Origin of the sequence: Rhodococcus sp. 15-2388-1-1a (assembly GCF_002259145.1) — a bacterium.
GTDB lineage: Bacteria > Actinomycetota > Actinomycetes > Mycobacteriales > Mycobacteriaceae > Rhodococcoides.
Genome location: NZ_NPFP01000053.1, coordinates 1 through 19,505, shown reverse-complemented (window position 1 = coordinate 19,505; position 19,505 = coordinate 1). Strand labels below are relative to the sequence as shown.

18 protein-coding genes are annotated in these 19,505 nt (G+C 65.8%); 9 read left to right on the top strand and 9 right to left on the bottom strand.

All coding sequences use genetic code 11. The features are described from left to right. Positions 1-25 precede the first annotated feature (25 nt). The 5 genes from ctaD to CH302_RS27955 all read right to left on the bottom strand — a co-directional run bounded on the left by ctaD (position 26) and on the right by CH302_RS27955 (position 6,555). Entirely contained in the window at positions 26-1,798 is a 1,773-nt protein-coding gene (gene ctaD / locus CH302_RS27975; protein WP_094650285.1) for an aa3-type cytochrome oxidase subunit I, read from the bottom strand. 86 nt (positions 1,799-1,884) lie between these two features. Continuing rightward, positions 1,885-2,841 carry a M56 family metallopeptidase gene (locus CH302_RS27970; RefSeq protein ID WP_094610759.1) on the bottom strand — a complete coding sequence of 319 codons (957 nt, stop codon included), beginning with the start codon at positions 2,839-2,841 and terminating at the stop codon, positions 1,885-1,887. Next, complete coding sequence (locus tag CH302_RS27965; protein ID WP_032370891.1) at positions 2,838-3,191, bottom strand: BlaI/MecI/CopY family transcriptional regulator; 354 nt, start codon at positions 3,189-3,191, stop codon at positions 2,838-2,840. Before CH302_RS27965 ends, CH302_RS27970 begins: the two co-directional genes overlap by 4 nt. Before the next feature lie 25 nt (positions 3,192-3,216). Beyond that, complete coding sequence (locus tag CH302_RS30780) at positions 3,217-3,879, bottom strand: M23 family metallopeptidase (protein ID WP_255139222.1); 663 nt, start codon at positions 3,877-3,879, stop codon at positions 3,217-3,219. A 651-nt stretch (positions 3,880-4,530) separates the two neighbouring features. Continuing rightward, positions 4,531-6,555, bottom strand: a complete 2,025-nt coding sequence (locus tag CH302_RS27955; protein WP_094610813.1) for a cytochrome c oxidase assembly protein — start codon at positions 6,553-6,555, stop codon at positions 4,531-4,533. Between the two features lie 197 nt (positions 6,556-6,752). Between CH302_RS27955 and CH302_RS27950 the strand changes: the two genes are divergently transcribed. Beyond that, entirely contained in the window at positions 6,753-7,676 is a 924-nt protein-coding gene (locus CH302_RS27950; protein ID WP_094610814.1) for a cation diffusion facilitator family transporter, read from the top strand. A gap of 177 nt (positions 7,677-7,853) precedes the next feature. Here CH302_RS27950 and lspA read toward each other — a convergent pair whose 3' ends face one another. Continuing rightward, on the bottom strand, positions 7,854-8,420 hold the full coding sequence (gene lspA, locus CH302_RS27945) for a signal peptidase II (protein ID WP_255139164.1): 567 nt from the start codon (positions 8,418-8,420) through the stop codon (positions 7,854-7,856). 238 nt (positions 8,421-8,658) lie between these two features. On the opposite strand from lspA, the gene lnt reads away from it, so the two are divergent. From lnt to ccsB, 3 genes are read left to right on the top strand one after another with little or no spacing between them, the layout of a single operon-like run. Next, entirely contained in the window at positions 8,659-10,134 is a 1,476-nt protein-coding gene (gene lnt / locus CH302_RS27940; RefSeq protein ID WP_255139220.1) for an apolipoprotein N-acyltransferase, read from the top strand. 27 nt (positions 10,135-10,161) lie between these two features. Then, a complete protein-coding gene (gene resB / locus CH302_RS27935; RefSeq protein ID WP_051364853.1) occupies positions 10,162-11,787 on the top strand; it encodes a cytochrome c biogenesis protein ResB in 1,626 nt (541 codons plus the stop codon). A gap of 4 nt (positions 11,788-11,791) precedes the next feature. Next, positions 11,792-12,754: a c-type cytochrome biogenesis protein CcsB gene (gene ccsB, locus CH302_RS27930; protein WP_094610761.1), complete on the top strand. Its 963-nt coding sequence runs from the start codon at positions 11,792-11,794 to the stop codon at positions 12,752-12,754. 9 nt (positions 12,755-12,763) lie between these two features. Here the strand turns inward: ccsB and CH302_RS27925 are convergent, their stop codons facing one another. Genes CH302_RS27925 through CH302_RS27915 form a run of 3 tightly spaced genes read right to left on the bottom strand, consistent with a single transcriptional unit; the run spans position 12,764 to position 15,710 of the window. After that, the gene (locus CH302_RS27925; protein ID WP_094610762.1) at positions 12,764-13,063 is read right to left on the bottom strand and encodes a DUF3703 domain-containing protein; all 300 of its coding nucleotides are present in this window, start codon (positions 13,061-13,063) and stop codon (positions 12,764-12,766) included. Between the two features lie 48 nt (positions 13,064-13,111). Further along, entirely contained in the window at positions 13,112-15,319 is a 2,208-nt protein-coding gene (locus CH302_RS27920; protein ID WP_094610763.1) for a heavy metal translocating P-type ATPase, read from the bottom strand. Further along, entirely contained in the window at positions 15,312-15,710 is a 399-nt protein-coding gene (locus tag CH302_RS27915; protein ID WP_094610764.1) for an ArsR/SmtB family transcription factor, read from the bottom strand. The genes CH302_RS27920 and CH302_RS27915 overlap by 8 nt, the downstream gene beginning before the upstream one ends. 136 nt (positions 15,711-15,846) lie before the next feature. On the opposite strand from CH302_RS27915, the gene CH302_RS27910 reads away from it, so the two are divergent. The 5 genes from CH302_RS27910 to CH302_RS27890 are packed head-to-tail and all read left to right on the top strand — an operon-like array spanning position 15,847 to position 19,260. Further along, positions 15,847-16,506 carry a DsbA family protein gene (locus CH302_RS27910; RefSeq protein ID WP_094610765.1) on the top strand — a complete coding sequence of 220 codons (660 nt, stop codon included), beginning with the start codon at positions 15,847-15,849 and terminating at the stop codon, positions 16,504-16,506. Then, on the top strand, positions 16,481-17,128 hold the full coding sequence (locus CH302_RS27905) for a vitamin K epoxide reductase family protein (RefSeq protein WP_094610766.1): 648 nt from the start codon (positions 16,481-16,483) through the stop codon (positions 17,126-17,128). The genes CH302_RS27910 and CH302_RS27905 overlap by 26 nt, the downstream gene beginning before the upstream one ends. 55 nt (positions 17,129-17,183) lie before the next feature. Next, on the top strand, positions 17,184-17,813 hold the full coding sequence (locus CH302_RS27900; protein WP_094610767.1) for a TlpA family protein disulfide reductase: 630 nt from the start codon (positions 17,184-17,186) through the stop codon (positions 17,811-17,813). A 59-nt stretch (positions 17,814-17,872) separates the two neighbouring features. Beyond that, positions 17,873-18,442, top strand: a complete 570-nt coding sequence (locus CH302_RS27895; protein WP_094610768.1) for a TlpA disulfide reductase family protein — start codon at positions 17,873-17,875, stop codon at positions 18,440-18,442. Then, complete coding sequence (locus tag CH302_RS27890) at positions 18,439-19,260, top strand: cytochrome c biogenesis CcdA family protein (RefSeq protein ID WP_094610769.1); 822 nt, start codon at positions 18,439-18,441, stop codon at positions 19,258-19,260. Before CH302_RS27895 ends, CH302_RS27890 begins: the two co-directional genes overlap by 4 nt. Positions 19,261-19,505 lie beyond the last annotated feature (245 nt).

The following is a 19,505-nucleotide window of genomic DNA, read 5'->3' as shown; positions in this document are numbered from 1 at the left end:
AGCCTACGGGGATCGGTCGACCGTGTTACTTGTCGACGTCCGGCCGTTTCGATATATCCGGCCCGGCGATGGCTTCGGTGATCACTTCCGAAGGCGCGATCGAATCGGCGTGCGGGCCACCGACGTGCTGCTCGGCGCGGATGCGTTCGACCATGTGCGGATAGTGCAGCTCGAATGCCGGCCGCTCGGAGCGGATCCGGGGCATCTCGGTGAAGTTGTGCCGCGGTGGTGGGCAACTGGTCGCCCACTCGAGGGAGTTACCGAATCCCCAGGGGTCGTCGACGGTGACCACTTCGCCGTAGCGGTAGCTCTTGAAGACGTTCCAGATGAACGGAAGTGTCGAGGCCCCGAGGACGAACGATCCCACGGTCGAGATCTGGTTGAGGGTGGTGAATCCGTCGGAGGGGAGGTAGTCGGCGTAGCGGCGCGGCATTCCTTGCGCTCCGAGCCAGTGCTGGACGAGGAAGGTGGCGTGGAATCCGAGGAACGTCATCCAGAAGTGCCACTTGCCCAGTCGTTCGTCGAGCATGCGGCCGGTCATCTTGGGGAACCAGAAGTAGATGCCGGCGTAGGTCGCGAACGCGACCGTTCCGAACACAACGTAGTGGAAGTGCGCGACGACGAAGTAGGTGTCGGTGACGTTGAAGTCGATGGGCGGGCTCGCCAGCAGCACCCCGGACAGTCCACCGAAGACGAACGTGATCAGGAATCCGATAGAGAAGAGCATGGGGGATTCGAGGGTGACCTGGCCGCGCCACATGGTGCCGATCCAGTTGAAGATCTTCACGCCGGTCGGCACGGCGATGAGGAAGGTCATGAACGAGAAGAACGGCAGCAGCACGGCACCGGTGGCGTACATGTGGTGCGCCCACACCGCGATGGACAAGGCGGCGATGCCGACGGTGGCGTAGATCAGGCCCTTGTACCCGAAGATGGGTTTGCGGGAGAAGACCGGGAAGATCTCCGAGACGATTCCGAAGAACGGTAGCGCGATGATGTAGACCTCGGGGTGTCCGAAGAACCAGAACAGGTGCTGCCAGAGCAACGCTCCGCCGTTGGCGGGATCGAAGATGTGGGTGCCGAGTTTGCGGTCGGCGAGCAGGCCCATCAGTGCTGCGGTCAGCAGTGGGAACGCCAGCAGGATCAGGATCGAGGTCACCAGTATGTTCCAGGTGAAGATCGGTAGCCGGAACATCGTCATTCCCGGTGCGCGCAGGCACACCACGGTGGTGACCATGTTGACCCCGCCCAGGATGGTGCCCAGGCCCGCGATGAGCAGACCCACGATCCACAGGTCGGATCCGATACCGGGGGAGTAGACGGCGCTGCTCAACGGGGTATACGCGGTCCAGCCGAAGTCTGCGGCACCGCCGGGGCTGATGAACCCTGCGGTGGTGACCAGTGCACCGAACAGGTACAGCCAGTAGCTGAAGGCATTGAGCCGGGGGAAGGCGACATCGGGTGCGCCGATCTGCAGCGGCAGGATGTAGTTGCCGAAGCCGAAGACGATCGGGGTGGCGTAGAGCAGCAGCATGATCGTGCCGTGCATGGTGAAGAGCTGGTTGTACTGCTCGTTGGAGAGGAACTGCATTCCCGGGACCGCGAGCTCGGAGCGCATGATCAACGCCATCAGGCCACCGACGAGAAAGAACCCGAACGAGGTCACCAGGTACATCAGTCCGATGACCTTCGGATCGGTGGTGGTGACCATGGTGCGCAGGAATGATCCCTTGCGGGCCCCGCGGGGTGGATAGGGGCGGACCGCCGGCGCAGCCGGAGGAGATGTCAGCGCCGTCATGGAACCACCTTCGTGTCGCACGCGAATTACAGGACGCGTCCGTCAGCTTAGCCTAAATACTATGCAGCATAGTATTTAGGGGTGGTTCAAGTCAGCAGAACCGCGCACGCTGCGGCGGAGACCGCACTGAGGGTGAGGATTGCCATGGCGGCCGGCACCACGAGCGGCAGCACGGCGGCGGCAGCGTACGCGCCTGCCCCGGTTCGGCTCGGCGTGTGCGCGCTCGTGTCGAGGTGATGCAACCGCTCGGCGGTCGATTCCCCGATCAGGCCCAACGCCCACAGTGGACGCGCCGAATGCGCCTGCGAGACCGTCGACAAGGCCGAACGCACGGTGTCGGCGCTGGTGACCGCGGCCGCGGACCGGTCCGCGGCGACCTCGACCAGAACCCGCACCGCTGCAGGTGCTGCGGCGAACAGAGGAACGCGAGGAAGTGCTTTAGCCAGGATCTCGCAGATGTTGACGATGCGGTGGTGGTGCCCGCGCAAGTGGGCACGTTCGTGTGCGATCACTGCCCGCTGTTGATCGGGATCGAGATGGGCGAGCAGGCCTTCGGTGGCCACGACGTAACCCGGGCGACCGTCGATGCTGTAGGCCAGCGGGAGCGGGTGGTCGAGCCACATGATCGGTTCGGGTCCGGGGTCCGTGCGCGCCACGACGGCGATGACATCGCGGTGATAGTCGCGGACTTTGGACCGGGCTCGAAGCTGACGGCGAGTCGAGCGCAGGACGCGCGCCGACGCCGATACCGCGAGGACGACCGATGCTCCGGCGACCGCTTCGCCGATCCACGGCTGGGCCGCGTGTTGCAGCGATCCCAGGCAGCGGACGGCAAGTTCGACCATGCCCTCGGCGGGCGCATGGCCGGGCCAGAGCAACACGGTCACCGCGGATCCCACGAGGAACAGCACCCCGGCGATGCTGCCGATCCATGCGGTCAAGGCGAGAGTGGGGCTCACGGTGCGGGTGAGTGAGGTCAGCGGCTGCGGCAGGGCGACGGCCGCGATGATCGCCGCGAGGAGCAACACCAGCGCGACGATCACCGGTTCACGTCCGGCAGGTTCCCCCGCAGGGCGTCGAGTTCGTCGTCGGTGACGGTTTTCGCGAAATGCATCAGCACGGCGGCCGAGTCGGTGCTGGTGTCGAGGATTTCGCGCAGCGCTTGCGAGGTGGCCTCCGCGCGCGACTGCACCGGGGAGTAGAGGTACGCGCGTGACTGCTTGGTCCGCTCGACCCACCCTTTCTCGTGGAGATGGGTCACGACGGTCAGGATCGTGGTGTAGGCGGGGTTTCTGCCGGCCATGCGCTCGCGCAGGTCGTGGACCGACTGCGGTCGATCACATTCCCAGAGCACGTTCATCACCTCCGCTTCGAGATCACCGAGCCTTTTCATCGCCAGTTCTTCTTTCCTCGTCGTGTCAGGTGATATCGACTCCGCGTGCCGACAGCCACGCCGCCGGGTCGGACTTGGCACCGTCGGGTTGCCACACTTCGTAATGCAGGTGGGGTCCGGTGGATTGGCCTCGGTTGCCTACCGTAGCAATGAGCTCGCCGGCTTTCACGCGTTGACCGGCGGTGACGAGCGCCTGGTCTATGTGGCCGTACACCCCGATCGTGCCGTCGTCCTGACGAATACGAACCCACAGGCCGAACCCTTGCGCCGGCCCTGCTTCGATGACCTCACCGTCGGTCACCGATACGATCGGCGTCCCGATCGTATTGGCGATGTCGAGTCCGTAATGCGTTGTCCCCCAACGTGGCCCAGAACTGGAGGTCAATGTTCCCGACACCGGCACCACCGAGAGCGGGCGCCGCGCCTCGGCATCGCGTGCAGCGCGCTCCGCCGCCCGAACTCCCCCCTCGGCGAGTTGCTCGGTCATGCGCTGCGCGACCCGACCGACGTCGAGATCGGGCAACTGCAACACCTGCGGGGGTGAGGCAACGACCGGGCTCGGCGGCAGGACGCCGGCGGGAGGTCGATCGATACTCGCAGCGCTGAGTGCCACACTGTCCTGCGACCCGGTATTCGGAGACGTCGCTGCCGCGGAAAGAAAGGCACCGACCGCGACCGACGCAGCGATGGCGCGGCCACCCGGCTTCGGCACCCGGCGGCGATGAAGTCCGCGGCGAGCACTTCGAAGTCCGCGGCGAGCACTTCGCGACACGGGCTGGACTACATCGCGGTCACCCTCGCCGTGCGTCGTCTCGTCCGGACCGGCCACGTGCGCCGCCCACATCGACGCGGTAGTGTCCGCGCCCGCGGTGTCCCAGGCGGCGCTGACCGCGTGAGCAGGTCCATCCGGTGCGGGCGTCTGCGCCGAGGGCGTGCGCTCGTCCTCCGACCGGTTATCGGAGTACCCGGCATCGGCGGGCGACTCGGTCACGAAACGCGAGGGTGCGAACTCGGCCCGTCGATGACGGGGGCGATCGGTGAGCGCCAGCGTCCTGGTGCCGACGGGCATCGAGATCACGCCGCCGCGCGCCGGCGCTGCGCAGTCGTCGTCGATCGGATCGGGTGTGCGGTGTCGGGCCAAGATCACAATCCTTGGTGGCTACGAGGCCGAGGCCTCGCTCGAGATAACGAAATGGTGACGGTCAGGCCACAGGTTACTACTATCAAGCATAGTTTTTCCATCCCACTCGACCCGGATTCACCCATAACGCTGGTCACGGTCCTCGGAGGACATCCCGCGGGCAACGGCGACCCTGACCGAGAACGGATTCCTCGGGTATCAGGGGTGGTCCCGCCGAGAGGACAGGCCACCGAGCATGGTGTTGTACGCCTCGAGTTCGGTATCACCTTGATCGTCGACTCGGCGATCTCGTTGCCGTGCCGCGCTCTCGTCGGCCGTCGACCACCGGACCGCGGCGAGAACCGCGGCAGCGAGCAACGGCAACTCGCCGATACCCCACGCCAGAGTGCCGCCGCGCCGCTGGTCGGCCAGCAGGTCTGCGTTCCAGTCCAGACGCAGTCCGCTGTAGAAGCTCGCTCCGAGCGCGGTCTCGAGATCGATCGTCACGACGAGGAAGAATGCGAACCCGGCCAACGCGGTGATACTCGCGAGCAACTTCGTCAGTCCCGCGATCGGTCTCGGTACCGGGTCTTCGCCGACCGTGCCCCAGAACATCACCATCCCGACGGTCAGGAACCAGCCCTTCATCACCATGTGTGCCACATGCGAGTCGGCGACGGTGTCGAACACTCCGCCGGGGTAGAGCAGGTAGAAGCTGCTCAGGAACACCGTGGTGCTGACCCACGGGTGGATCGCGATCCGGGCTGCTCGGCTGTGCCATGCAGCCCGGAGCCATTCGCGCGAACCCGGTACCTCGGCTGCCGGCGCGGTCGGCAGGACCGAGGCGACCAAGGTGGCCGGTCGGCCGAGGACCAACAGCAGCGGCACGGCGATGGCGACCGCGGTCAGTCCCGCCATGTGCACGCTGAACATCGCCGGGCTGTAGAGCCCGACCCCGGACGAGGTCGCCACGAGCAGCACCGCAGTGCCCGTCAACCAGCTCGCTGTCCACCGCCTCCGCCATGGCAGGCCTGCTCGCCGGCGGCGCCGCACGGCCACCAGGTAGAGGACGGCCGCGATCACCGCCGCGGAGCCGAACACCAGGTCGAAACGCCACTCGAACGCCAACCGCGCAGCGGTGGGCGGGCCGTCCAACACGTAGCCCAAGGCCTCTTCGTGCGCCTGAGGTAGCGAGGCGTCCTGCGGCGGGGGCGGGGGAGTGCGGCCGAGTGCGACCGCCAGGCCCACTGTGGTGACGAGAACGAGGGTCTCGATCATCGACAACGTGATCAGGGATCTGCGGTTCTCGGGATCGTGAGCCAGAGCGCCGACCGTTCGTCGTCGCTGTATCCACCCGAGGGTCCCCACGATCGCCAGGGCTGCGATCTTCGCCAGTATCAGAGCGCCGTACGTCGAATCCCACAGCGACGTCACGGGTACTCGCACGGCAGCGTTGACCACTCCGGAGACCGCCATGATCACGAACGCAACCAGAGCGAGCGTCGAGTAGCGGCGGGTCGCGACGGCAAGGTGTCCACCCCCGCGCAGCGTATGAGCGAGAAGTGCGAGGAGTCCGCCCACCCACAGTGCGGCAGCGAGGATGTGCAGAATCAACGAGTTCGTCGCGATGTCGTGATTGCCGCCGGTCGAGGAGTGGCCGGTGACCGCGCGCGGGATCAACGCGAGCATCGACAGGGCGAACAAGGCGGGGGTCCACCGATGCCGCAACACCGCCGCGCATGCTGCGGCGGTGATCGCCGCGACCGCAGAGGTGATGGCCCATGCAGTGGAGGCTTCGACATCGCCGATCGCACCGAGGAACTGCACCGGTTGCGCCGCAACGGATCCGACAGGTTGACCCGACGCGTCCGAGAGCGTCAGCGGCACCAACGCCGCCGCGCACGCCGCCCACACTGCGGAGGCCTTCGCCGCGGTGCGGACGGCTACGTACCCGTCGATGTCGAGCACACCCGACCTCTGAGGCGGAACGAGAAATGCCGCGAGGAGCAGCGACCCCGCCGCCACGACGGCAGCCACCTCGCCGATCGCGGTCAGTGCCGGGATCCCGAACGTGGTGACCGGGCCGGGATCGGGCAGACCCAACAGGACGAGCGCTTGGGACGTCGACATCGCGGCGAGCAGTGCAGCGACCACCGCGGCAATCACCGCGCACAGCAACATCACCTGCGATCCGGAGCGTCGATCCACTGCGCCGCGGGTCGAGCGGGCCGCTTCGGTGGCCATGGTGTCCGCCTCTTCCCGGTGGATCGTGTTTCCGGCATGGGCGCGAGGCAGTCCGACCTGCGCCGACAATGAACTACTACGAATGATAGTTGTACGGGTCCGGGCAGCCGCCGCCGGACGATCCTTCAACACTTGCACATATGCGCATATCGCAATATGTTGTCGTTCTACGGACCGGACACGACGAAGGAGCAACGATGGGGCACGGACACGGCCATGGGATCGAGCCGGGTTCACCGGCCAGCGCGTCCGGAAAACACCTGGGCCGACTGTGGATCGCTGTCGGCCTGGGGGCGGTCACCCTCGTGACGCAGGTCGTGGTCGGCCTGTCCACCTCGTCGCTGGCCCTGCTCTCCGATTCCGCACACGTGTTCACCGACGTGTTCGGGATACTGATGGCGATCGTGGCGATCACACTCGCGCAGCGACAATCGACCAAGGCTGCCCGCACGTTCGGGCTCTACCGAGCCGAGGTGTTCGCCGCATTGTTCAATGCACTTCTGCTGTTCGGTGTGGCCGGTTGGATTCTTTACGAAGCAGCGCAACGCATCTCGAATCCGCCCGAGGTCCCCGGCGTCCCGGTGATGGCGGTGGCCACCCTCGGGCTCGTGATGAACCTCATCGCGTTCGTCCTGCTGCGCAGCGGTGCCAAGGACAGCCTCAACGTTCGGGGTGCGTATCTCGAGGTGATGGCGGACATGCTCGGCTCGATCGGCGTACTCGTCAGCGGGCTGGTCACCGTTCTGTTCGGATGGCGGTACGCCGATCCGGTCATCGCGGTCGCCATCGGAGTGTTCGTCCTGCCGCGCGCGTTCAACCTGGGCCGTCACGCCGTGCGGATACTGCTGCAGCACGCCCCGTCGGGCATCGACGTGGCAGCGGTCGAGAAGTCGTTGGCCGCCGTCGAGGGTGTCGAGGACGTGCACGACCTGCACATCTGGACCCTGACGTCCGGGATGGAGGTCGCGTCGGCGCATTTGACCGTGACCCCGGGTACCGCCTCACCGCCGGTGCTCGCTGCCGCTCAACAGGTCCTTCTCGATCAGTACAGTCTCGAACACGCCACGCTGCAGGTCGAACCTCGACGTGGTGAGGGTCGATGTCGGGAAGTGGCGTGGTGACAGGGAGCAGTCGAGGTCTTCGAAGTGGGTGAGGCGGGGTCGTGCGAACCCGCCGGCTCGGGTCACGCGGGGTCGTGAGATGGATCTGCGCGGCGCGGTCGGTGGTCCACAGGGACGTCCGTAGGGAGCACTGCACCGGCGACACGGCGAAGGAGCCGCAGACGGTGAGGTCCACGGTCAGGTGTGCGCGGCCGCCGAATCGGAACCGGGCTGCCTCTCGGCTGTATCCCGCACGAACACCGACGCACCGATCAGCACTACGACACCGCTGGTGATGTAGACATCGGCGAGGTTGAACGTCGGCCACCATCCAGTGTGGAAGTAGTCCGTGACCGCACCATCGACAAGCCGGTCGAGAACGTTGGACAGGGCACCGGCGAGGATCAGTGCCAGCGCTGCCGTTGTCCACTGCTCCCCGTGCCGAGCGCTGTGCCATCCGTAGGCCGCGACCCCGGCGGTGATCGTCGCCGTGACCGACACGATCACCCATAGAGGCAGCGAATCGCCCAGGCTGAAGGCCATTCCGCGGTTGAAGGCGAGTCGCAGTTCGATGACCGGTAGTGCGATCGGAGAGCCGGGCAACGCTTGTTGCGCCCAGTAGTCGACGGTCAGCGCGGTAGCGACCAATGTCAGCACGAGAGTCACTGTGTAAGCACGCACTCGCGTGGGAGACGTGGTGGGGGAGCGGTTCACGGATCCTCGTTCTCGGGTGTACCTCGGACGGGTGTTGCGCGTCGACGGCATGGGATCGGTCTCCACCGCAGAGTTGCCATAGCTTTAAATACTATGCAACATAGTAATTGATGAACGGCAGAGACTGCTCCGGTACCGGCTGCACGCGCGTGCCGTCATGAGGGCGGCTCCCGACATCGAACCCGGACCTCGACCTCTCGTCTACGACCCGAGCCGGGCGCGGTGGGTGACCGGCAGCAACGGAGTCCGCGCCTGGATCCGGCTCTTCGCCGCCGCGTGGTCCGGGCTGATGTTGTACGCCACGTTCCCTCCCATCGATCTGTGGTTTCTCGCTCCGGTAGCAATTGCAATGCTGCTGTTGGCTGTGCGTGGGCGAGGGACGCGTGCGGGGGCCGGCTTCGTCGCCGGCTCGGCGTTCTTCGTGCCTCTGCTGCCGTGGGTGGGGGAGTACGTCGGATCGGTGCCGTGGCTGGCGCTGGCCGTCGTTCAAGCCCTCTTCGTGGCGATGTTCGGCGCGGTAGCGGATCGGATGTCCCGACTGCCGTGGGCGCCGGTCTGGGTGGCGAGCGCCTGGGTGGCGATCGAAGCTGCGCGCTCACGTGTCCCGTTCGGCGGATTCCCCTGGGGCCGCATCGCATTCGGTCAATCCGACGGTCCGCTGCTGCCTCTGGCTGCGTTGATCGGCGCGCCGGGGTTGTCGTTCGTCGTGGTGCTGATCGGGTCCGCTCTGGCCGGTGCCATCGCTTCCGATCGCATCACCCGCAGAACTGCAGCAGCGTCGTGCATCGGTGCGGCCACTGCTGTAGGGGCGCTCACGGTGGTAGCTCCACTGTTCGCTCCGCCGCCGCAGGACACGGTCACCGTCGCCTTGGTGCAAGGCAACGTCCCGCGGCTCGGTCTCGACTTCAACGCCCAACGACGAGCAGTGCTCGACAATCACGTTCAGCGCACCATCGAGCTCGCCGACGACATCGACTCCGGCCGCGTGCGCGCACCCGATCTGGTCGTCTGGCCGGAGAACTCCTCCGACATCGATCCCCTGCGCAACCCCGATGCCGCCGCACGAATCGACGCCGCAGCCCGCGCCGTCGGAGTCCCCGTACTCGTCGGCACAGTACTGCGCCGAGACGATGGCACCACGAGCAACACCTCGATCGTGTGGGATCCTGTCACCGGCCCAGGGCAGATGCACGACAAACGTCGACTGGTGCCGTTCGGCGAATACCTGCCGATGCGCACGATCGTCACCGCACTCTCTCCCTACGCCGCCCAAGCAGGACGCTTCGTTCCGGGTCAGGGCAACGGCGTCCTCGACCTCGCCGGAGTGCCCGTCGCGGTGGCCACCTGCTACGAGGTCGCCTTCGATGCATTGCTCACCGACTCCGTTCGCGCCGGTGCCCAGCTGATCGCAGTGCCGACCAACAACGCCACCTTCGGACGCACGAACATGACCTACCAACAACTCGCCATGTCGCGGGTACGAGCGGTCGAACACGGGCGCAGCGTCGTCGTTTCGGCCACCAGCGGCGTCAGCGCCGTCATCGATGCACGCGGGGAGGTCGTCGAGCGCACGGAGCTGTTCACCCCCGCAGCTGTCGTCACCGAGGTGTCACTGAGCACCACGCTCACCCCGGCGACGATCACCGGCAGCGTTCCGGAATGGATTGCCGCCACCGGCGCTGTTGCGGCACTGGCGTTCTCGCTGCTGCGCCGACCACGCTCCACCACACCGAACCCATCAACTACTATGTCGCGTAGTATTTAGATGGTGGTCGGTGACGGGCGTGCGGAGATGACGATCGAGGAACACCCCGGTGTGCACTCGCCGGGACTGGTGCGCAGAACGGTGGCGATGCTGCGCAACCGGTGGCGACAACTGACGTCGATGCGTACAGCGCTGGTGCTGCTGTTTTTCCTCGCCGCCGCAGCAATCCCCGGCGCATTGCTGCCGCAGCGCAATCTCAATACCCAGGCCGTCGATGCCTACATCGCCGCGCGCCCGGCTCTCGGGCCGGTGATGGACACACTGGAATTGTTCGACGTGTTCGCAAGTTCCTGGTTCACCGCGATCTACGTCCTGCTGTTCGTGTCTCTGATCGGCTGTCTGACTCCCCGGTTGATCGAGCACGGCAAAGCTCTTCGCGCACAACCTGTTCGAGTACCCCGAAATCTCACTCGACTACCGTTGCATCATTCGGGCACCCTCGCCGGTGACCCCGAGAAGGTGCTTGCCGACATCGCGCCGCACTTGAAAGGGTGGCGTACCGTCGTTCGACCCGAGCCCGATGGGGCACTGACTCTCTCGGCCGAGAAGGGCTATACCCGCGAGGCCGGGAACTTGCTCTTCCACTTCTCGCTGATCGGTCTGCTCGCCGCTATCGCCATCGGCAAACTGTTCGGCTACGAAGGCTCGGTCATCGTCATCGCCGACAACGGACCCGGTTTCTGCAACACCTCTCCCGCCGTCTACGACTCCTTCCGCGCCGGCAACAGCACCGACGGCACCGGACTCGAGCCGTTCTGTATCCGGGTCAAGGACTTCACCGCCGATTATCTCGAGAACGGTCAGGCCGAGATGTTCACCTCGAACATCTCCTACCAGAGCGCCGACGACATCGCCGCCGACACCTGGCGCGATTATCAGCTCAAAGTCAACGAACCCCTCCGGCTCGGCGACGAACGCATCTACCTCACCGGACACGGCTATGCCCCCGAGTTCACCGTCACCTTCCCCGACGGCCAGACCCGCACCGAAGCCCTGCAGTTCCGCCCCGACGACGCCACCACGTTCCTCAGCAGCGGCGCGCTGCGATTCGACCCACCCGGGGGGACCTACCCCACCGCCGACGAACGCCGCCGCGGGCAGATCGCCATCGAAGGACTCTTCGCGCCCACCGCGCAATTCAACGGAAATCTGCTCTCCTCCCGCTTCCCGGAATTGGTCGATCCCGCTGTGGCAGTGGACATCTACAAGGGCGACACCGGTCTCGACACCGGCATCCCGCAGTCGATCTTCTCCCTGGACCAGGAGATGATCAACCAGGGCCGGCTGGTCAAGCAGGACCGGGTCAACCTGCGGCCCGGAGAATCGACAACCCTCTCCGACGGCACTCTCGTCCGGTTCGACGGTGCCAAGGAATTCGCGAACCTGCAGGTCGGATACGACCCCGCGCAGCGGTGGGTCCTCGTGTTCGCCATCACGATGATGACCGGACTACTGATCTCCCTGGTGATCACACGCCGCCGCGTCTGGTTCCGGGCCCACCTTGGCGAACACGGCCTCTCGCGAGTGGACATGGGCGGCCTGGCTCGCACCGATCACGCCGGCTGGGGACCCGAATTCCAGACCCTCCGGTCACAGATCTGGCCGCAGATAGCCCCGAGCGACTCCGAGACCCACGACAGAGAAACGGTGTAGCACCATGCCGATCGACGACACCCTCGCCCGTTGGAGCGACATCAGCTTCGAGACCGCCTTCGTGGTCTATCTCCTCGCCGCAATCGCATTCCTCGGTCAGCTCGCGACGACCCGTAGCGCGGCGCTGCACAATATGGAGCGACTGCGCACGCGGGTGATCGCAGCGACATCGACGACGCCCGGACGCATTCCCGACGCACCCCGGCGGGTTCCGTCCGAACGTCTGGGCCGTACCGGAGCCGGGCTGGTGATGGTGGCGCTGACGTTGCATGTCGGGTCGATCGTTCTTCGCGGGATCGCCGCCGGCAGGCCGCCGTGGGGCAACATGTACGAATTCGTCTCGGTCACCTGCGCGGCCGGTGTACTGGCTGCACTGGTGGTGCTGCGCTCCAAGCAGCTGCGCACCCTGTGGTTGTTCGTCCTGGTACCGACGTTGATCCTCCTGTTCGTCGCCGGCACCGTGCTGTACGCCGACGCAGCACCGGTGGTACCGGCACTGCAGTCGTACTGGCTGCCGGTGCACGTCTCGATCGTCTCGCTCGGCAGCGGGGTGTTCTTGATCTCCGGGGTTGCAAGCGCGCTGTTCCTGATCCGCATGAAGCATCCCGAGGCCTCGGGGAGCAGAATGAGCCGAATCGTCGCCCGTCTGCCCTCCGCGCAGACACTGGACATCCTGGCGTACAAGACCACGATCTTCGCATTTCCACTCTTCGGCGTCGGCGTCATCCTCGGCGCCATTTGGGCCGAAGCCGCATGGGGCCGATTCTGGGGCTGGGACCCGAAAGAAACGGTCTCCTTCATCACCTGGATCGTCTACGCCTCCTACCTGCACGCCCGCGCCACCAGCGGATGGCGCAACACCCGCGCAGCATGGATCAACATCGCCGGATTCGTGGCGATGCTGTTCAACCTGTTCATCATCAACATGGTCGTCTCAGGCCTACACTCCTACGCAGGCCTGAACTGATGACTCCCGCTACGTGCCCCCCAGCGCGTCCGCAAGGTCCCGCGGAATGGGCATCGGCGACATCAGTCCCGCCTCGACCCGGCCGGTGTTACCGGCCGGGTATCGCCCCGACCACGATCCTGGAGCAGCGACCACGATCCGAATCAACTGGCCCCAGGATTCGCGCCGATCGTGTTCTGTCACCGCAGCTTTCAACATCGCGCCGTGGTTGCGAGTATGCAACCACGGATAGGGCTGCGAGAGGATGTGTGCTCGTTCGAGGTGGTACCAGCGCACCTCTGTTGTCGATGCCCCAGCGGCTGCGGTCATGTCGATCCCGTAGAGCCTGCGTGCAGTTCGATCACCGCGCACAGGTCTCTACCTCTTTCCGCGGAAGAGTTCGCCGTACGCGGGAGTCGATGTGCAGCAGGTACATCCATCCGAGCACCCGGAGCTGCCATCGTCTGCTCCGATCGCCGACGGTGACGGTGCGGTGGTGGAGGCCAGTAGGTTCCCAGATGCGAGAGGTGAGATGTTCCTCGGCGTCGGAGCCGGAGCACAGCAGGCATCCTCGAAGGCCGCTGCGGGCGCGATCGTGACGTTGAGGGCACCGGACGCCGCGGGCGGGGGCACGAAACCGTCCAAGGGCGTGGTGCGGGCGGCGCGAATCGCATTGGCAATGACCAGGACTTCGGCGAGTTCGTGGACGAGCACCACAGTGGCCAAGCCCAGGACACCGGTAGCAGCCAGTGGGACGAGCACGCCGATGATGGCAATCGACAAGGCGATGTTCTCGATCATGATGCGCCGGGCGCGTCGAGCGTGGGCCAGCACCTGCGGTAGATGCCGGAGGTCTTCCCCCATGAGGGCAACATCGGCGGTCTCGATGGCAACGTCGGTTCCCATCGCGCCCATGGCGATACCGACATCTGCGGTCGCCAAGGCGGGAGCGTCGTTGATGCCGTCGCCGACCATCGCAATCTTGCGTCCGGCCGCGATGTCGGTCAGCAGGGCCGCTTTGTCCTCGGGCAGTAGTTCGGCGTGGACGGCGGTGATGCCCGCCTGGGTCGCCAGAGCCTGCGCAGTGAGCGCGTTGTCGCCGGTGAGCATCGCAGTGTCGATACCGAGCGCGGTGAGTTGCCGGACAGCCTCGGCGGCCTCGGGCCGCAGTTCGTCGCGGACGGCGATCGCAGCGATCAGAACTCCGGCGCGTTCGACGAGAACGACTGTGGCACCGCCGCTCTGCAGACGAGCGACGTCGGCGCGGAACTCCTCGGAGCTGGGGTGTGTGTCGAACCAGCTCGGTTTCCCGAGCCTGATCGCGGCTCCGTCGAGGGTGCCGGTCAGGCCGTGCCCGGCGATGGCAGTGACATCATCGGCTGCCGCGACGGTCGATACGGAGGCCAGTACGGCGCGGGCGAGTGGATGCTCGCTGCGCGCTTCGAGCGCAGCAGCAACGGCCAGCGCGGCGTCGCGGCTGATTCCCGCAGCGGTGACGACGTCGACGACCTCCGGTCGTCCTGCAGTGAGGGTGCCGGTCTTGTCCAAGGCGACGACGCGAATGCAGCCCAGCTCTTCCACTGCTGCACCGCCTTTGATCAATGCCCCGTTGCGGCTCGCAGCCCCGATCGCCGCCACCACCGACAGCGGCACCGAGATGGCCAACGCGCACGGTGATGCCGCGACCAGGACCACCAGTGCGCGTTCGAGCCACAACATGGGGTCACCGAGCACCGCACCGACGCCGGCGACGAGTACGGCGAGAATCATGATCGAGGGCACGAGCGGACGTGCGATACGGTCCGCCAGCCGTTGGCCGGCCCCTTTGCGGTCCTGGGCCTGTTCGACGATGCGGACGATGCGAGCAAGCGAACTCTCCGATGCCGGCGCGGTGACGGTGACCTCGATGGCCCCGCCGCCGTTGATGGCACCGGCATGCACCTCGTCACCGACACCGGCTTCGATGGGCACGGACTCGCCGGTGATCGCAGACACGTCCAGATTCGTCGAACCGCGAGCGATGGTGCCGTCCGTGGCAGCTCGCTCACCCGGCCGCAGCACCATGATGTCCCCGATCACGACATCGTCGGGGGACAGGGCCTGCTCGGTTCCACCGCGCAGGACAGATACCGTCGGCGGCACCAACGACAGGAGTGCGCGCAGTCCGCGGCGGGTCTTGGTGACCGCGTATTCCTCGAGCCCCTCGGCGACGGAGAACAAGATACCGAGCATCGCGGCCTCGGGGATCTGGCCCAATGCGATGGCACCGAGGAGCGCGATCGTCATCAGCGTGCCGACACCGATGCGTCCGTGTCGCAGATTTCTCACCGTCGCGGGAACGAAGGTGACGGCGGCGATCGCGGCAGCGATCAGAGCGCCGACGGTCGCAACCGCATCGGCACCCGTTCGACCGAGCAACCACGATGCGCCCAGGACGATCGCGGCGGCCGAGGCGAGTTGCAGCTCGCGGACCTGCCACAACCTCGGGAGTGCATCGGTCGGAGCCAGACCTCCCGTGCCCGCACCGTCAGCAGTGGATTCGGTGGTCGGCGCTGCCGGGGTAGGTCCGCAGCACGCGTCAGCCATGATCGACCCCGGTGACTTCAGCGGTGGCCGAGGCGGTGGGCAGTACCTCGGCCAGTGTCGCGAGCAGTCGGGTGCCGCGGTCGGTGAGCGAATACATGACCAACTTTCCGTCTCTGTTCGATGTGACCGCGTCCGCGGCTTTGAGTTTGCGGAGATGGTGGGAGACCAGCTTCTGGCTCTGTCCCACGATCCACGCGATGTCGCAGCCACACATCTGCCCGCCGGCGTTCAACGCGAGCGCGATGGTCAGTCGGGTGGGGTCGCCGAATGCTCGGGCAGCGTCGGCGACCGGTTCGATATCGCCGAGCGCGGGCAGAGTAGCGCGAACCCTCTCGGCGTGAGGGAGGTCCATACACAACAGATCGCACGAGTCCAGAGGTTCCAAGGCCATGCGCACAATCTAACAATCATGCGATCGTTAAGGAAGGCCTCTCGGTCAACGTTCGTACGATTGTTAGTGTCATAACGAGTCGAAACGCCCATATCGGACCCATTGATCAGTCCGAACGAATCGAGAAGGTAGTTGTATGAGCCGAGCGTTGAAGATTTCCTTGTCCCTGGTGATCGTGTTCGCCGCCGCGTTGGCTGTATTTCTGGTGATGGATCGATCGGGGTCTCCGGATGCTGCCGCCGCCGAGCAGGCCGCGACCGACCCTGCCTCGATTGCGGTGCGCGAGAACAGTCATCGGTTGAACTCGGTGCCCGACGGCCGGGTCACGTTCGTGGAGTTCCTCGACTTCGAGTGCGAGGCCTGCCGATCGGCCTACCCGGCGATCGAGCAATTGCGTGAAGAGTACGGCGACCGGGTGAGCTTCGTGGCCCGCTACTTTCCGATCGCCTCCCACTTCAATGCCGAACGAGCCGCACGCGCAGTCGAAGCCGCGGCCCAGCAGGGCGGATTCGAGGCCATGTATCAGCGCATGTACGAAACGCAGGCGCAGTGGGGCGAACAGCAGGTTCCGCAGGACGAGTTGTTCCGCAGCTTCGCCGTCGAGCAAGGGCTCGACATGAGCGCCTTCGATGCCGCCTACACCGACCCTGCGACGCTCGCGCGCATCGAGGCCGACGTCGCGGACGGGATCGCGCTCGGCGTGCAGGGCACCCCGACGTTCTTCCTCAACGGCACCAAGATCGAACCCACCACGTACGGAGACCTGGCCGATGCCCTCGACGCTGCACTCGGCTGACCTCCCAGCGGCCGAGACCCGACCCGGTGGATCGTTCGCCCGGGGCCTGCCCTGGCTGCTGTTGGTGGGCGGCCTGATCGGCCTGACCGCCGCGTTCGTGCTCACGGTGGAAAAGTTCGCTCTGGCGCTCGATCCCGCCTACGCCCCGACCTGCAGCATCAATCCGGTGCTCAACTGCGGATCGGTGATGGACACCCTGCAGGCGTCTGCGTTCGGATTTCCCAATTCCCTTCTCGGGATCGCAGGCTTCGCAGTGGTGGCGGCAGTGGGTGCCGCCCTTCTCGCCGGTGCGGTGTTCGCACAGTGGTTCTGGGGTGCGATGCAGGTCGGTGTCACTGCTGCCGCAGTCTTCGTGCACTGGCTGATCGCGCAGAGCCTGTACGAGATCGGCGCCCTGTGCCCGTACTGCATGGCGGTGTGGGCGGTCACCGTACCGATCTTCTGGTACGTCACGCTGCGCAACCTCGACCGCGCCAGGTCGAAATCCGCTCTTGGGCAATGGTTTCGGCTACGGCTTGACTCGCTGATTCGCAATCACTCGATTCCGCTGACCGTGTGGTTTCTCGTCCTCATCGCCCTGATCGCGCAGCGTTTCTGGTCGTACTGGTCCACGCTCCTATGATCCGCGACGTACCGTTCGCCCCTCTGCCGCTCTCTCGAGAAAGAAGGTCACGGCGATGACGCGCGGCTGGTCGATCGTCATGCTCGTCGTTGTCGTTGCATCGATCGTCGCACTGTGGCCCCGCTCCGGTGGCGTCGAGGGCGGCCCGTCCGAGGCCATTGCCAACAATGTCGCGCCGGTCGGACCCGAACTCACATTGTCCCGCCCGCCGGATGACGCGGCACGAGCAACAGCGCTACCGCTGTGTCCGCCGCCGGTACCGCGCGAAGGCGGTCCGCTGGCGGGAGTGATAGCACGCTGCATCGGCAGCGCCGACGATGTCGATCTCGCCGACGTTCTCGGAAGCGAGGTGACGCTGATCAACCTGTGGGCATCCTGGTGCGGCCCGTGCCGCACCGAGATGCCGGTACTCGATGCCTACGCCGGAGAACTCGACGCGATCCCAGTCATCGGAATCGACGTCGAGGACCGGCCCGCGGACGCGGCCGCGCTGCTCACGCAACTGGGCGTCCGCTATCCGAACTACATCGACGGCGGCAGCGTCCTGGACGCGCTCTCGGCACCGCCGGTCCTTCCCTTGAGCTTTCTCCTCCGCCCGGACGGAACGGTCGAGCGCGTCACCGACCCGACGGTGTTCGAGACGACAGACCAGATCCGCACTGCAGTAAAGGATTTCACCTCATGACACGTTTTCTCCCTGCGTGGGTCGGTGCGCGCCGTCAGGGCAGCACGCCCACCGCGGCAATGGGATCGATTCTTGCCCTCGTACTACTGATCTCCGGATGCTCCGACGGCGCACAGGCTGCGCCCCCGGGAGGCAGCTTCGACTTCGTCGCCCCCGGCGGTCGAACCGACATCGTCTACGATCCCCCCGAAACACGCGGAACCATAGGCGAACTCGCCGGCCCCGATCTGATGGAGGAGGGGAAGAACACGGCACTGTCGGACTACGACGGCGAGGTCGTCGTCATCAATCTCTGGGGCCAATGGTGCGGCCCCTGCCGCGGCGAAGCCGACGACCTCGAAGAGGTCTACGTAGCAACCCGCGAGCGCGGTGTGCAGTTCCTCGGTATCAACGTTCGAGATCCGCAGAAGGACAAAGCGCAGGACTTCGTTGTCGACAACAATGTCTCCTACCCCTCGATCTACGACCCCTCGATGCGGACGCTGATCGCCCTCGGCGGGAACTACCCGACCAGCGTGATTCCCTCGACGCTGGTACTCGATCGAGAGCACCGGGTGGCGGCAGTGTTCATGCGTGCCCTTCTCACCGAAGACCTCCTCCCTGTCGTCGAACGGATAGCAGACGAATGACTGTTCTTCTTGCCCAAGGCGGCGTTGGCTCGACGTTCCAAAATTTGGCATCGAGCGGACCTCTGGTGCTGGCGATCGCCGCATGCATGCTCGCCGGGCTGGTCTCGTTCGCATCACCGTGCGTGGTGCCCCTGGTGCCGGGCTACCTGTCGTACCTGGCGGGCATCGCAGGTGCCGACGCGCCGCCGATCGCCGCCGCCTCGACTGGTGAAGCACCGTCGAAGCTGGCAAGCCGCTGGCGCGTGGCAGGTGCAGCGGGGTTGTTCGTCGCCGGCTTCACCATCGTCTTCGTCCTCGCCACCGCCTCGATTTTCGGGGTCATCGGCACCCTGCGCATCAACGAACAGGTGCTTCAGCAGGTCGGCGGTGCCATCACGATCATCATGGGCTTGACGTTCATCGGGTTCATTCCCGCATTCCAACGCGACACTCGATTCGCGCCGCAAACCATCTCGTCTCTTGCTGGAGCGCCGCTGCTCGGTGGCGTGTTCGCGCTCGGCTGGACGCCGTGCCTTGGCCCCACGCTCGCCGGGGTGTTGTCCGTTGCCGCTGGCACTGAAGGCGCAACCGCAGCGCGCGGCGTCACTCTCATCGTCGCCTACTGTCTGGGACTCGGTCTACCGTTCGTGGTCCTTGCGTTCGGCTCGAGTTCGGCGATGCGCGGTGTCGGCTGGCTACGGCGGAACTCGCAGAGAATCAAAGTGGCAGGCGGAGTGATCATGATCGCCGTCGGTGTCGCCCTGCTGACGGGGGTGTGGGGTCTGTTCATTGCCTGGATACGCAATGAATTCGTCAGTTCGGTTGTGTTACCCATCTGAGAAGGAAGCCGAGCAGCCGCACGTGCAAGATCACGCCTCCCCAACTGCCCGTGCCGGTGGTATCGAACCCACTCTCTGTCGACGGCGCGCCCCCGCCGGGCCGCGATGACTCGATCCGAGAGCCCTGTTCCTCCCGCGGATCTGCGTGTCCCAAGGACCCCGCAGGCGGGTGCATCAGCAGGGGAGGGCATGTTTCCGGGGCCGTGTTGATCGGTGTGGCAGCTCGACGGGTCAGGGTCCTTCGA